General features: G+C 64.4%; 10 protein-coding genes. 7 read left to right on the forward strand and 3 right to left on the reverse strand.

Annotated features, from left to right (window positions below):
* Positions 1–19: 19 nt before the first annotated feature.
* Both BKG76_RS03215 and BKG76_RS25510 read right to left on the reverse strand, forming a co-directional pair.
* A complete protein-coding gene (locus BKG76_RS03215; RefSeq protein WP_070935908.1) occupies positions 20–1336 on the reverse strand; it encodes a multidrug effflux MFS transporter in 1317 nt (438 codons plus the stop codon).
* Positions 1317–1583 carry a DUF1942 domain-containing protein gene (locus BKG76_RS25510; RefSeq protein WP_083337896.1) on the reverse strand — a complete coding sequence of 89 codons (267 nt, stop codon included), beginning with the start codon at positions 1581–1583 and terminating at the stop codon, positions 1317–1319. Before BKG76_RS25510 ends, BKG76_RS03215 begins: the two co-directional genes overlap by 20 nt.
* A gap of 220 nt (positions 1584–1803) precedes the next feature.
* Here BKG76_RS25510 and BKG76_RS03220 point away from each other — a divergent pair, with 220 nt between their 5' ends.
* The 4 genes from BKG76_RS03220 to BKG76_RS03235 all read left to right on the forward strand — a co-directional run bounded on the left by BKG76_RS03220 (position 1804) and on the right by BKG76_RS03235 (position 9510).
* Positions 1804–2559, forward strand: a complete 756-nt coding sequence (locus BKG76_RS03220; RefSeq protein WP_070935910.1) for a hypothetical protein — start codon at positions 1804–1806, stop codon at positions 2557–2559.
* Positions 2560–2758: 199 nt separating this feature from the next.
* The gene (locus tag BKG76_RS03225) at positions 2759–6457 is read left to right on the forward strand and encodes a multifunctional oxoglutarate decarboxylase/oxoglutarate dehydrogenase thiamine pyrophosphate-binding subunit/dihydrolipoyllysine-residue succinyltransferase subunit (RefSeq protein WP_070935912.1); all 3699 of its coding nucleotides are present in this window, start codon (positions 2759–2761) and stop codon (positions 6455–6457) included.
* A 100-nt stretch (positions 6458–6557) separates the two neighbouring features.
* Positions 6558–7868 carry a lipase family protein gene (locus tag BKG76_RS03230; protein ID WP_070936829.1) on the forward strand — a complete coding sequence of 437 codons (1311 nt, stop codon included), beginning with the start codon at positions 6558–6560 and terminating at the stop codon, positions 7866–7868.
* Positions 7869–8202: 334 nt separating this feature from the next.
* Positions 8203–9510 (forward strand): lipase family protein, encoded by a 1308-nt coding sequence (locus BKG76_RS03235; RefSeq protein ID WP_070935914.1) that lies wholly within the window; start codon positions 8203–8205, stop codon positions 9508–9510.
* Between the two features lie 8 nt (positions 9511–9518).
* On the opposite strand, the gene BKG76_RS03240 is transcribed toward BKG76_RS03235, so the two are convergent.
* Positions 9519–10673 (reverse strand): PucR family transcriptional regulator, encoded by a 1155-nt coding sequence (locus BKG76_RS03240; RefSeq protein WP_070935916.1) that lies wholly within the window; start codon positions 10671–10673, stop codon positions 9519–9521.
* A 242-nt stretch (positions 10674–10915) separates the two neighbouring features.
* Here BKG76_RS03240 and BKG76_RS03245 point away from each other — a divergent pair, with 242 nt between their 5' ends.
* From BKG76_RS03245 to BKG76_RS03255, 3 genes are all read left to right on the forward strand, one after another.
* Positions 10916–11557 (forward strand): class I SAM-dependent methyltransferase, encoded by a 642-nt coding sequence (locus BKG76_RS03245; protein WP_070935918.1) that lies wholly within the window; start codon positions 10916–10918, stop codon positions 11555–11557.
* Positions 11558–11643: 86 nt separating this feature from the next.
* Positions 11644–12474 (forward strand): SDR family NAD(P)-dependent oxidoreductase, encoded by an 831-nt coding sequence (locus BKG76_RS03250; RefSeq protein WP_070935920.1) that lies wholly within the window; start codon positions 11644–11646, stop codon positions 12472–12474.
* A gap of 45 nt (positions 12475–12519) precedes the next feature.
* On the forward strand, positions 12520–13353 hold the full coding sequence (locus BKG76_RS03255; RefSeq protein WP_070935922.1) for an SDR family NAD(P)-dependent oxidoreductase: 834 nt from the start codon (positions 12520–12522) through the stop codon (positions 13351–13353).
* The last annotated feature ends 27 nt before the right edge of the window (positions 13354–13380 follow it).

Here is a 13380-nt window from a genome sequence, read left to right on the forward strand (position 1 = left end):
TACGGAATCTAGCCGCAGGTCAGGCTGCGACACGATTTCTCACGAGAGCCAGCCCTGCCAGAGCCAGCACCACCCCGATCATCATCACGATGGCAACGGCCAGCGCGTTGTTGCCCAACGCTCCGACCAGAGGTGCGATCACCGCACCCACCCCGAACTGCGCGGCGCCCAGCACCGCCGCCGAGGTTCCCGCCGCCTCGCCGTGCCGAGACAGTGCCAGCGCCGGCGCATTCGGAATGACGAATCCCATCAGCGCCATCAGCGTCCACACCGGGGCCACGAAGCCGACGAGCCCGCCGATACCGAACCAGGCCAGCACCAGCAGCACGACCGCCGGAATCAGGGCCAGGGACAGACACCACTGCACGATCTGCTGCGGTTCGAATCGCTTGAGTAGCACCACATTCAACTGTGAAGCTGCGACGAACGCGATCGCGCCCGCGCCGAAGGCGATCGCGAACACCTGCTGATTCATGCCGTACTGGCCCTGCAACACAAACGAGGCGCCCGAGATGTAGGCGAACAGACCGGACAGCGACAGCCCGGCGACAAGCACCAGGACCACGAACACCTTGTCGCGCAGCAGATCGCGATAGGTCCGCAGGATGGCCCCCACCCGCAGTGGACGTCGCGCGACCGGGGGCAGCGTCTCCGGCAATGCCACCACGGCAAGGATGAGGAGCAGCACGCCTAGACACGACAGGGCCGCGAATACGTTCTGCCACGACCCATGGACCAGTACGGCCGCACCCAGTGACGGAGCCAGGATCGGCGCGATGCCGATCACCAGCGTGAGCCGGGAGATCACGGTGGCGGCGGCCCTATCGGTGTACAAGTCACGCACCACGGCCATCGCCACCACCATGGCGGCGGCCGCACCCATGCCTTCGATTGCCCGCAGCACGCCCAACACCACGATGTTCGGCGCGATGGTGATGGCCATCGACGCCACGACGTGCAGGGCTGCGCCGGCGATCAGCGGTAGGCGTCTGCCGAGCGAATCAGAGAGTGGACCCACCAGGAGCTGTCCGAAGCCCAACCCCACGAGGGTTCCGGTGAGCGTCAGCTGTGTGAGGGTGGAATTGACGTGTAGGTCCACCCCGATATCGGGCAGGGCCGGCAGATACATGTCGATGGTGAGCGGCCCCAAGGCAACCATGGCACCCAGCACGGTGATGAGCCATGCCCTGCCCAGCCGGGTGTCGGGAGGCGAAACCGAGCCGGCCGACGCAGCAGCGCCCGTCGATTCAGCGGCAGCGCCGGTCGACACATCTGTGGCCGTCTCACTGGCCGTCTCACCGGGGGCAGCACTCACCTCAGTGCTCAGCGCGCGCACGTGGCAAAACCTTCCCTTCCCTAACAAATGTGAGCTGCGTCTCACTCAATTGGTCAAGTCTCCACTCCCGTACCCAGGAGGAAACGCCGCCCCTTTTTTGATGCGTGATCAGCACCGATGGGATAATTTCCCAGATCAACAGGTCCGTCACGCCGTTGTCATAGACAACACACGTGGGTACCCGCCCGTCAACATCGAAGCACAGTGCGCCTGTCCCGTCATTGCGATTTTCCAGCCGCGACTGCAGCTGCGACGACTTTGCTCAACGCTGCGCGAGTCGGCCGATCCCGACCACGAAAATGGTTGCCCGCGCCGGCTGGAGGAGCCAGAACGTCGCGCAAATCACCCACTTGGGCGGCGTTCCCAGGAACGAAACACACGCGCCGATCGTCTTCACTACTGTGAGGAAAAATCTTCGCTCACAACTAGTGGACCCATCCAGACCACAGCACTGAAGGAACACGCCGATGAGCACTCGCATCAACGAACCGCAGCGACAGCTCGCGCTGGGAGGCAAGGGCAAGGAACCTAAACTCGGGGCGTCGGGCAAGCTGCTCTCGCTCATTCTGGACCAGAGCACCAAGGTTCAGGAGCCGGCGGTCCGCGCCTATGTCCAGAAGCTACGAGCTTCCCACCCGGCGGCGACGCCCGCCGACATCATCACGATGTTGGAGAAGCGGTACCTGGCGACCGTGATGGGTAGTGGCGCGGCAGTCGGCGCAGCCGCCGCCTTCCCCGGGGTCGGCACGTTGGCCGCACTGTCGGCGACCGCGGGCGAGGCGGTGCTGTTCCTGGAGGCGACATCGCTCTTCACGTTGGCGCTGGCCGCCGTCCACGACATCGAGCTGGCCAAGATCGAGCACCGGCACACGCTCGTGCTCGCGGTGCTGCTGGGCGAGGACGGTGAGACTACGGTCTCGGACGTGCTGGGCAAGGAGCGCACCGTCGGGGGCGGCTGGCTGGCCGAGGCCACCTCGACGCTGCCGATTCCCGCACTGAGCCATTTGAACGCCACCCTGCTCAAGCGGTTCACCAAGAAGTTCGCGCTGAAACGCGGCGCCATGGCCGCAGGGAAGCTGCTGCCCGCCGGAATCGGGGCCGTCATCGGCGCAGGCGGCAACCGGTTTATCGGCAAACGAATAATCACCAACGCACGCAATGCCTTTGGACGCCCCCCGACAGCATGGCCGGTGCAGCTGCGGCTGGTGGCGGCCGACAGCTAGCAGGGACAGAGGTGGTTGTTCATCGGGTAGCCACCCTTGAGCCATCAGTGGCACCGATGATGTGGCCCCCGTCATGCAACGGCGGCATGTCACCCCCGATGGCGACGCGTTAGCCTGGTACGGGTCGCTAAGAGAACGACACCACAAGTGTCAACAACCGACTGAATATCGGACGAGACGGAGCGAGGCGAAGACTGCCGTGAACGGTTCAAATCCCCAATTCGGGCAGAACGAATGGCTGGTCGAGGAGATGTACCGGCGATTCAAGGAAGACCCGTCCTCGGTGGACTCCAGCTGGCACGAATTCCTGTCCGACTTTGGGGCCGAATCTGTAGCCGAGCCCGCAACCGGCACCGCCAATGGCCAAGCAGCCGCCGCGGCTGTCGCACCGGCACCGGCACCCGCCCCCGCGGCTGCCCCCACCCCTGCGCCCGCACCTACCGCCGCCCCAGCACCCAGCACCGCCCCCGCTGCGCCGAAGCCCGCCCCGTTGCCGACGGCAGAGGGTGACGAAACCCAGGTACTGCGTGGTGCCGCGGCCGCCGTCGTCAAGAACATGTCGGCCTCCCTGGAGATCCCGACCGCCACCAGCGTCCGGGCCATCCCCGCCAAGCTGATGATCGACAACCGCATCGTCATCAACAACCACCTCAAGCGCACCCGCGGCGGCAAGATCTCCTTCACGCACCTGCTGGGCTACGCCATCGTCCAGGCCGTCAAGGACTTCCCGAACATGAACCGGCATTTCGCCGAGGTGGACGGGAAGCCCACTGCCGTAACGCCCGCTCACATCAACCTGGGCCTGGCGATCGACCTGCCCGGCAAGGACGGCAACCGCACCCTCGTCGTGGCCGCCATCAAGGGCTGCGAGACAATGGCTTTCGGCCAGTTCATCACCGCCTACGAGGATATCGTCCGGCGTGCGCGGGACGGCAAGTTGACGGCCGAGGACTTCTCCGGGGTCACCATCTCGCTGACCAATCCGGGCACCATCGGCACCGTGCACTCGGTGCCCCGCCTCATGCGCGGTCAGGGTGCCATCGTTGGTGCCGGCGCGCTGGAGTACCCCGCGGAGTTCCAGGGCGCCAGCGAGGAGCGCATCTCCGATCTGGGCATCGGCAAGCTCATGACGCTGACGTCCACCTACGACCACCGCATCATCCAGGGTGCCGAATCCGGCGATTTCCTGCGCACGGTGCATCAGCTGCTGCTCTCCGACGACTTCTTCGACGACATCTTCCGTGAGCTGGGCATCCCCTACGAGCCGGTGCGCTGGCGCATCGACAACCCCGACTCGATCCTCGACAAGAACGCTCGTGTGCTGGAACTGATTGCGGCATACCGCAACCGGGGCCACCTCATGGCAGATACCGATCCGCTGCGCCTGGACAAGACCCGTTTCCGCAGCCACCCCGATCTGGATGTGCTCACCCACGGCCTGACGCTGTGGGATCTGGACCGCGAGTTCAAGGTCTCGGGCTTCAAGGGCCAGGAGTACATGAAGCTGCGCGACGTGCTCTCGGTGCTGCGCGACGCGTACTGCCGGCACGCCGCAGTGGAATACACCCACATTCTGGAACCTGAGCAGCAGAAGTGGCTGCAGGAGCGCATCGAGGTCAAGCACGATAAGCCGACCGTCGCCGAGCAGAAGTACATCCTGTCCAAGCTCAATGCGGCCGAGGCGTTCGAGACCTTCCTGGCCACCAAATATGTTGGCCAGAAGAGGTTCTCACTGGAAGGCGCCGAGGGCGTCATCCCCATGATGGACGCCGTCATCGACCAGAGTGCCGAGTACGGCCTCGACGAGGTGGTCATCGGCATGCCGCACCGCGGTCGCCTGAACGTGCTGGCCAACATCGTCGGCAAGCCGTACTCGCAGATCTTCACCGAGTTCGAGGGCAACCTGAATCCGGCGCTCGCGCATGGCTCCGGCGACGTCAAGTACCACCTGGGCGCCTCGGGCACCTATATCCAGATGTTCGGCGAGAACGACATCGAGGTGTCGTTGACCGCCAACCCCTCGCACCTCGAGGCCGTCGACCCGGTGCTGGAAGGCCTGGTGCGCGCCAAGCAGGACGTCCTCGACAACGGCACCGACGGCGGCCGCTTTACCGTGGTGCCGCTGATGCTGCACGGTGACGCCGCATTCGCCGGCCAGGGCGTGGTGGCCGAAACCCTGAACCTGGCCAACCTCCCCGGCTACCGCACCGGCGGCACCATCCACATCGTGGTCAACAACCAGATCGGCTTCACCACCGCACCGGAGCATTCGCGATCCAGCGAGTACTGCACCGACGTCGCGAAAATGATTGGGGCGCCAATCTTCCACGTCAACGGGGACGACCCCGAGGCGTGCGTGTGGGTGTCACGCCTGGCCGTCGACTTCCGACAGAAGTTCAACAAGGACGTCGTCATCGACCTCATCTGCTACCGCCGGCGCGGCCACAACGAGGGCGACGACCCTTCGATGACCAACCCGCAGATGTACGAAGTGATCGACACCAAGCGCGGGGTGCGCAAGACGTACACCGAATCGCTGATCGGCCGCGGCGACATCTCGATGAAAGAGGCCGAGGACGCCCTGCGCGACTACCAGGGCCAGCTGGAGCGGGTGTTCAACGAGGTCCGCGATCTGGAGAAGTACCAGCAGCGCCCCAGCGAGTCGGTCGAAGAGGACCAGCAGCTGCCACAGAAGCTGGTCACCGCCGTCGACAAGGCGCTGCTGCAGCGTATCGGTGACGCCTTCCTGGCGGTACCCGAGGACTTCAGCGTGCATCCGCGCGTCAAGCCGGTGCTGGACAGGCGCCGCGAAATGGCCTACGAGGGCAAGGTCGACTGGGCCTTCGGTGAGCTACTGGCCTTCGGCACCCTGGTTGCCGAGGGCAAGGTGGTGCGGCTGTCCGGCCAGGACTCCAAGCGCGGCACGTTCACCCAGCGCCACGCGGTGATCATCGACCGGCACAACGGCGAGGAGTTCAGCCCCCTGCAGCTGGTGGGCGTCGACGCCGAGGGCAACCCCACCGGCGGGCGTCTCGTGGTGCACGATTCGGCGCTGTCGGAGTATGCGGCGCTCGGCTTCGAGTACGGCTATTCCGTCGGCAATCCCGACGCAATGGTGTTGTGGGAGGCCCAATTCGGCGACTTCGTCAACGGCGCGCAATCCATCATCGATGAGTTCATCTCGTCCGGCGAGGCCAAGTGGGGTCAGCTCTCCGAAGTGGTCCTGCTGCTCCCCCACGGCCACGAGGGACAGGGCCCCGACCACACCTCGGGCCGCATCGAGCGGTTCCTGCAGCTGTGCGCCGAAGGCTCGATGACGGTGGCGATGCCGTCGACACCGGCCAACTACTTCCACCTGTTGCGCCGGCATGCCCTGGACGGCATCACCCGACCGATGGTGGTGTTCACACCAAAGTCCATGCTGCGTAACAAGGCCGCGGTCAGCGACATCAAGGACTTCACCGACCGCAAGTTCCGTTCGGTCCTCGAAGAAGCCAACTACGAGGACGGGGTCGGCGATCGCAGCAAGGTCAAGCGGATCCTGCTGACCAGCGGCAAGCTGTACTACGACCTGTTGGCGCGCAAGACCGCCGACAAGCGCGACGACGTCGCGATCGTGCGCATCGAGCAGCTGTACCCGATCCCGCGTTACCGCCTCGAGGAGACCCTCGGCCGGTATCCGGATGATGCGCAGTACATCTGGGTGCAGGAAGAACCTGCCAACCAGGGCGCCTGGCCCACGTTCGGCCTGAACCTGCCCGAGGTGGTCCCGCGCCTGACCGGCCTCACCAAGATCTCCCGGCGCGCCATGTCGGCACCGTCGTCCGGCTCCTCGAAGGTGCATGCCGTCGAGCAGCAGGAGATCATCGACGAGGCATTTGCGCCCACATCCGAGTAGGAGTGATTGAGCCCAAGATCAGGCCCGTCCCTTAGGGGATGGGCCTGATCTATCGCTGGATGCCTGCCGTAGTGCGCGCGTGTTCAATACGCTGCACCAGATGACCACAGAGCCCGCTCCCGCAAGCGGACCCATAACGCTTCCCATCGAAGAGTGGCCACCGCTCACCACCAAACCCAGACCGTCGCCGCGGGATCCCTTCTACGTTCCCCCACCCGGTTGGGAAAACACGCTGCCCGGGAACCTGCTGCGGCGCAGGCAAGTTCGAATCGCCTTATTCGGCATCGTCCCCCTGCGCCTGCAGGCCTGGCAGCTGCTCTACCGAACCACGGACCTCAACGGCGCACCGGAGACCACGGTGACCACCGTGCTGGTACCCCATAACGTCACAGGCCCGGTACTGGCCTACCAATGCGCCATCGACGCGGTGACATCGCGGTCGTTCCCGTCGTACGGGCTGCTGCCGGGCTCCTTCGGCCTCAATCAAACGCAGAACGAACTGTTGTTGATGGTGGCCGCACTCGCCCGTGGATGGATCGTCTCGGTCAGCGACCACGAAGGGCCCCAGGGCTTGTGGATGGTAGATCGGCAGCCGGGCTATCACGTGCTCGACGGCGTGCGCGCCACCTTGCGCGCCGGCGGGACGAGAGGAGTGCCGCCACTACCCGAGGACACACCGATCGGGCTCTGGGGCTATTCCGGCGGCGGCACCGCCAGCACATGGGCCGCCGAGATGGCACCCGAGTACGCACCGGAGCTCAACATTGTCGGAGCACTGCTCGGCGCACCGGCAGCCGTACCCGGCTCATTGGTGCCACACCACAGTCGGCGATTCGCCTCGGGACTTATCCTGCCGGTCCTGGCCGCCATGATGCGTGCACATCACAGCGCTCACGACTTTCTGGGCGGGCACCTGACCGCCAGGGGACGTCAGATCATCGAGAGGGCCGCCACTGTCAGCCTCGCAGAATCGGTACTGCGATGGCCGTTCATGAATTTCGACAAGCTCGTCGATCACACTGTCGAGGAACTGATGAAGGCACCCGAAATTGCCTCGATCACCCGGCGGATGAAACTCGGCCAGCACACTCCACTGGCCCCGGTCTATCTGTATCACGGCGTCCACGATCAGCTATTGCCGATCGGAGGCTCCGATTACCTTGCCGACCAATACATCACCCGCGGGGTCAATCTCACCTACCGGCGTGACCACGCGAGCGAGCACATATCTCTCGCCCTCACGGGCGGAGGCGACGCGCTCGGCTGGTTGGCAGCGCGGATGGCAGGTGAGCCCTTGGCGCCCCAGCCCGATGTCCAGACTGTGCTCTCGACGTCCTTGACCGCACGCGCGGCAGTGAGCCAGCTCCGCTGGCAGTGGGGCATCGCGAAGCTACTACTCGGCCGTCTCTAGCCATCGCGCAGCGACACGTATTCTCCGACACGGCAACTTAACCAGAAAATAGCATCGCACTTCATTTTTTCGGCGCCACCGGCTGTCAACTACCCACTGGGCAGCGAATATTGCGAACCCTGCAAAATGGCATGTGTCCAAATATTGGATTCGGCCGTTTGCTTGATCGGTGACGAACTACAAGGTCCGATGCGCGCTTTAGGGGGTAACCCCGATTCGGTGACGATTCGTTGCCGTGGACCATTCTTGTTGAATACGCTGCGCGCATCCGAGGTTTCTTACTATCAATGTCACTCAATCCGGACGGGACGACCACACCAAGGACAGGAGCCAGATGACAGCCGGCACTGCGCCCGCGTCGACTCAGCCGATCGAGGCCTGGCCAATGCAACTCGGTAAGCCGCAGCCGTCCCCGGTCGACCCATTCTTCTTGCCGCCCGACGGCTGGGAGAAGACAGCACCCGGAACGGCGCTGCGCCGCAGGCGCGTTCAGATCGGCTTGTTCGGACTCATCCCGCTGCGACTGCACGCATGGCAGGTGCTCTACCGCAGCACCGATTTGCACGGGTCCCCGGAGACGACCGTGACAACAGTGCTCGTCCCCAAGACCGCGACGGGAAAGGCGCCGCTGCTCGCCTTCCAGAGCGCGATCGATGCCGTCACCCCCAAGCGATTCCCCTCGTACTACCTGCAGCACCGCACCTTCGGCATCAATCAGTCACAGAACGAGTTTCTGCTGGCTGTCGCCGCCCTCCAACGGGGGTGGATAGTGACCATCAGCGACCATGAGGGACCGAAGGGCCTCTGGATGGCGCCCAAACAACCCGGCTACCACGTGCTGGACGCGCTGCGCGCCACCATTGCCGCATCCGGCGAGGACGGCATCCCGCGTCTGACCGCCCAAACACCGGCCGCGGTCTGGGGATACTCGGCCGGTGGTAACGCCACCGCCTGGGCCGCCGAGCTAGCCGGTGAGTACGCGCCCGAACTCAACCTGGTCGGGGCATTGATCGGCGCGCCCGCTCCCCAACCCGGCCCACTCATGCACCAGCTCAGCGGCCAATACGCTTCGGGGCTCATCATCATCGTGTTGGCGGCCATGATGCGGGTCAGCCCCTCAATCCAGGACTACCTGCAGAAGCACCTCACCAAGCGAGGTCGCCGGATGGTGGAGAAGGCCGAACGCCTCACCGTCATCCAGGCACTGTTGTACTGGCCATTTCTCAACTTCAACAGGATCTTCGTCCGCCCGCTCGAAGAAGTGATGGACACACCGGAGATCGCTGCGCTCACGGACGCCATGACGCTGGGATTGCGCATCCCCACCGCACCGATCTACCTCTACCACTCGATGCACGACGTACTCCTGCCGGTTTCCAGCACCGACCAACTCGCCGAGGACTACATCGCCGGTGGCGCACATGTCACCTACCGACGCGACCGCGCCAGCGAACGTGTCTTTTTGTTACTGTCCGGCGGCCATGATGCGCTCGGTTGGCTCGACGAACGTATGCGCGGCAGGCCATTACCGGCACAACCCGATGTCCGAACGGTGCTTTCGACATTTCTCGCGCCACGCGCTCTGATCATGTACGTCCGGCAGATAGTGGCGATTGTGAAGCTGCTCGCCGGGAAACTCTGAACGGGACGTCAGCGCGCCTTCACGGCCAGCAGTGCGGCGGCAAGAGTCCGCGCCGCCGACGGCTGCGCGGGGTCCAGGCCGGTGAGCTCGGCCACCCGACGCAACCTGTAGTCGAGGGTGTTGGGATGCACATGCAGTGACTTGGCCGCCAACTGGCGCCCGTGCTCGTGCTGTAGGTACGCACTGAGTGCCTGTTGCAGGTGAGGGTGCGCGGCAAGCGGCTGAACCGTGGCGGCGAGCAGGTCCCGAGCCCTACCCGGACGGGTGATCTGGTATTCCAGCAGCAGATCGGCAAGCCGATATGCCCCCGGCACTCGACCGAGTCTCAATGCGAGCACGGTCAATTCGCGCGCCTCATCGGCGGCGGCGGCAATCTCGCCGGGGTCGGTGGCATCGGACACCCCGAGCGTGACCGGCCCCCCTGCCACCTCCGAGAACAATGGCAGCAGCGATTCCACCTTGCCCACCGCGGGTAACAAGATGGTGCCCCCGCGGCCGTCCAGCGACGTGAGCACGGGTTCGCGCGCGTACTCGTCGACGATGTCCTGCACCAGATGCGCACGCCGCCGTGCCACCACGGTGTTCACCGCCGGTTCCGGGAGGTACAGGAACAGCACGTTGTAGGACAGCGCCAGCGTGACGTTGGCGCGCTCGGCGGCCTCTACCCATTGCGTCCCCTTGACCAACGCGTCGAAGAGGTCGCGCCGCGCCTCCGTCGTCGCACTGTAAAGACCCTGGCGCTCTTCGAGATAGGCAGTGGTCACAGCGGGCAGCATCAGCTGTAGATATCGCTGCACCTGCATACTGATAGCGAGGACCTCGCCGACCTCGTCAGGGGTTGCCAGCTCCCGGAGCGTCTCGATGCCCACCCGTGCGGCGACGTTGTAGACGGCCAGAATCGCCGGAAGCGGGATGTCCTCCTGCGCCCGACGGGATGCCGCCAGGATCGACACCGCGATCTCGTCTTCCGTGGGGGCCCGAGATTCCACCAGTACCCGAGAGAAGATTCGGAAATGCTGCTTGGTGAACTCGGTAATCTCTCCGTCGAGAACCTCACGCGGCAACATCCCGTAGTACGGCACCTCGGCAGCGAAACAGTCCACCGCACGGCGCGCCGTCTCCGGCAGCCGACGCATGAACCGATCACTGAGTGACGCCGTCATCAGCGGACTCCAACCTTCTCCCACTGCACCGTGGAATACCCGTATCCCTCACGAATCACGTCCGCGAGACCCTTGCGCACCCTACCGTTCCGCACACGAGTTCGGTGGTTTGCTCGCAGGTTCATCACGAGCCGTTCGGGTTATTGGGACCGGTCATAGCTTTCGGCCGTGACCCTCGTGTATTTCACCAAGTTCACACGGAGTCGCGGACGTCATCCAGGCGCCACTCCTAGGTTTCAACGATGACGGCCATCGCCCAACGGCGTTCATTCAACGAGCTGGTCACGCGGTACTGGACTCTGATGTCCCGGGTGTACAACTTCCCCTTCGTGCAACGCCACATCTATAGCCCGGCCCAGACGGACACCATCAGGCAGTTACGTGACCACGATGCTCAACGTATCGCCGATATCGCTTGTGGCACTGGCATATTGGCCGCACGCATCCAGGATGAGCTGGCGTCGGCAACCGTCTACGGGGTGGACATGTCCGACGGCATGCTCGCCAAGGCAAGGGCCCGCTCGGCCGGGGTGCAGTGGCGCAAGGCGCCCGCGGAGCAACTCCCGTTCGCCGACGGCGCCCTCGACGCCGTGGTGACCACGTCCGCATTCCATTTCTTCGACCAGCCCGCGGCGCTGGCGGAGTTTTACCGCGTGCTGGCCCCGGGCGGCATGGCCGCGGTCGCGACGATCTGCCCGAAGGAACGTCGCTGGATGCGCAACGGAACGGGTGAGCGCGGCCCCGCACATTTCCCGACGGCCGGCGAAATGGAGCGCCTGTTCTCGCGCGCAGGTTTCGACGTCGTGGTGCAGCGCCCGGTGGAACGCCCCATCACGCCACCACTGATCTCCGTCGACTGGATCTGCGTGGGCCTCAAGACCTGACCGCCGCCATGACCACGCCGGGTTGCCATCCATTACCCTCACTGATTGACGTCAGGCTCACAACGTAAATCTGTCAGGAGTGCCCCATGGAGGGTTTCAGCGGCAAGGTCGCAGTAGTCACCGGCGCCGGTTCGGGAATCGGACGCGCGTTGGCCGTCGAACTGGCGAGATCGGGCGCCAAGGTCGCCATCAGCGATATCGACAACGAGGGCCTGGCTGAAACCGAACGCCAGATAAAAAGCCTCGGCGGGGATGTCAGATCCGACCGCCTGAATGTCGCCGAGCGTGAGGCCTTCTTGCTCTACGCCGACGTCGTCAAGGAACACTTCGGCAAGGTCAACCAGATCTACAACAACGCCGGTATCGACTTTCACGGTGAAGTAGAAGCCAGCCAGTTCAAGGACATCGAGCGCATCATCGATGTCGACTTCTGGGGCGTCGTCAACGGCACCAAGGCCTTCCTGCCGCACCTGATCGCCTCCGGCGACGGCCACGTCATCAACGTCTCGTCGATCTTCGGCGTCATGTCCTGCCCGGGCCAAAGCGCTTACAACGCAGCGAAATTCGCTGTACGCGGCTTCTCCGAGTCGCTGCGCCAGGAAATGATCATCGGCAAGAAGCCCGTCGCGGTCACCTGTGTACACCCCGGCGGCATCAAGACCAATGTGGCCCGCAACGCCACCATGGCCGAGGGCTACGACCCCGCCGAGTTCACGAAGTTGTTCGACCTGCTTGCGCGAACCAGCCCCGAGGCCGCGGCGCGGATCATCCTCACCGCCGTGCGCAAGAAGAAGCCACGCGTGCTCGTGGGACCGGACGCCAAGGTGATCGACGTGCTGGTGCGGCTGACCGGTGCGCGCTACCAGGATCTGTTCGTTCTCGGCGCGCGGTTCCTGCTGCCCAAGCGTTCCCACTGACCCATTACTCTGACTATTTGACAGTCGTCTAACAAGGAGACACTTATGGAAGGCTTCAGCGGCAAGGTTGCCGTGGTCACCGGCGCCGGTTCGGGAATCGGACGCGCACTGGCCGTCGAACTCGCGAGATCAGGCGCCAAGATCGCCATCAGCGACGTCGACGCCGAGGGGCTGGCCGAAACCGAGCGCCAGGTGAAGGCCCTGGGCGCCGAGGTCCGCGCCGATCGACTCAATGTCGTTGAGCGCGAAGCCTTCCTGCTCTACGCCGACGCCATCAAGGAACATTTCGGCAAGGTCAACCAGATCTACAACAACGCCGGCATCGCCTTCCAGGGCGAAGTTGAGGAAAGCCAGTTCAAGGACATCGAGCGCATCATCGATGTCGACTTCTGGGGCGTTGTCAACGGCACCAAGGCCTTCCTGCCGCACCTGATCGCCTCCGGCGACGGCCACGTCGTCAACGTGTCCAGCCTTTTCGGCGTGCTGTCCATGCCCGGCCAAAGTGCTTACAACTCAGCCAAGTTCGCGGTGCGTGGATTCACCGAGTCGCTGCGCCAGGAAATGATCATCGGCAAGAAGCCCGTCGCGGTCACCTGCGTACACCCCGGCGGCATCAAGACCGCCATCGCGCGCAACTCCACCGCCGCGGAGGGCTACGACGTCAAGGCCGGGGCCGCGATGTTCGACAAGTACCTCGCGAACACCAGCCCGGAGGCCGCCGCCCGCATCATCCTCACCGCCGTACGCAAGAAGAAGCCACGCGTACTGGTCGGTCCCGACGCCAAGATTCTGGACGTGGTCGTTCGGCTGACCGGGGCCCGCTACCAGGACATCTTCTCGCTGGTGACCCGCTACGTCCTGCCGCGGCCGAGCAAGTAACCGTCCCCGTCGTAACCGTCCCCGTCG

Source organism: Mycobacteroides franklinii (assembly GCF_001853795.1).
GTDB lineage: Bacteria > Actinomycetota > Actinomycetes > Mycobacteriales > Mycobacteriaceae > Mycobacterium > Mycobacterium franklinii.

Excerpts from the sequence above, each read along its gene's own strand:
- BKG76_RS03220 (WP_070935910.1), top strand. The coding sequence starts at position 1,804 with ATGAGCACTCGCATCAACGAACCGCAGCGACAGCTCGCGCTGGGAGGC.
- BKG76_RS03230 (WP_070936829.1), top strand. The coding sequence starts at position 6,558 with ATGACCACAGAGCCCGCTCCCGCAAGCGGACCCATAACGCTTCCCATC.
- BKG76_RS03235 (WP_070935914.1), top strand. The coding sequence starts at position 8,203 with ATGACAGCCGGCACTGCGCCCGCGTCGACTCAGCCGATCGAGGCCTGG.
- BKG76_RS03240 (WP_070935916.1), bottom strand. The coding sequence starts at position 10,673 with ATGACGGCGTCACTCAGTGATCGGTTCATGCGTCGGCTGCCGGAGACG.
- BKG76_RS03245 (WP_070935918.1), top strand. The coding sequence starts at position 10,916 with ATGACGGCCATCGCCCAACGGCGTTCATTCAACGAGCTGGTCACGCGG.
- BKG76_RS03250 (WP_070935920.1), top strand. The coding sequence starts at position 11,644 with ATGGAGGGTTTCAGCGGCAAGGTCGCAGTAGTCACCGGCGCCGGTTCG.
- BKG76_RS03255 (WP_070935922.1), top strand. The coding sequence starts at position 12,520 with ATGGAAGGCTTCAGCGGCAAGGTTGCCGTGGTCACCGGCGCCGGTTCG.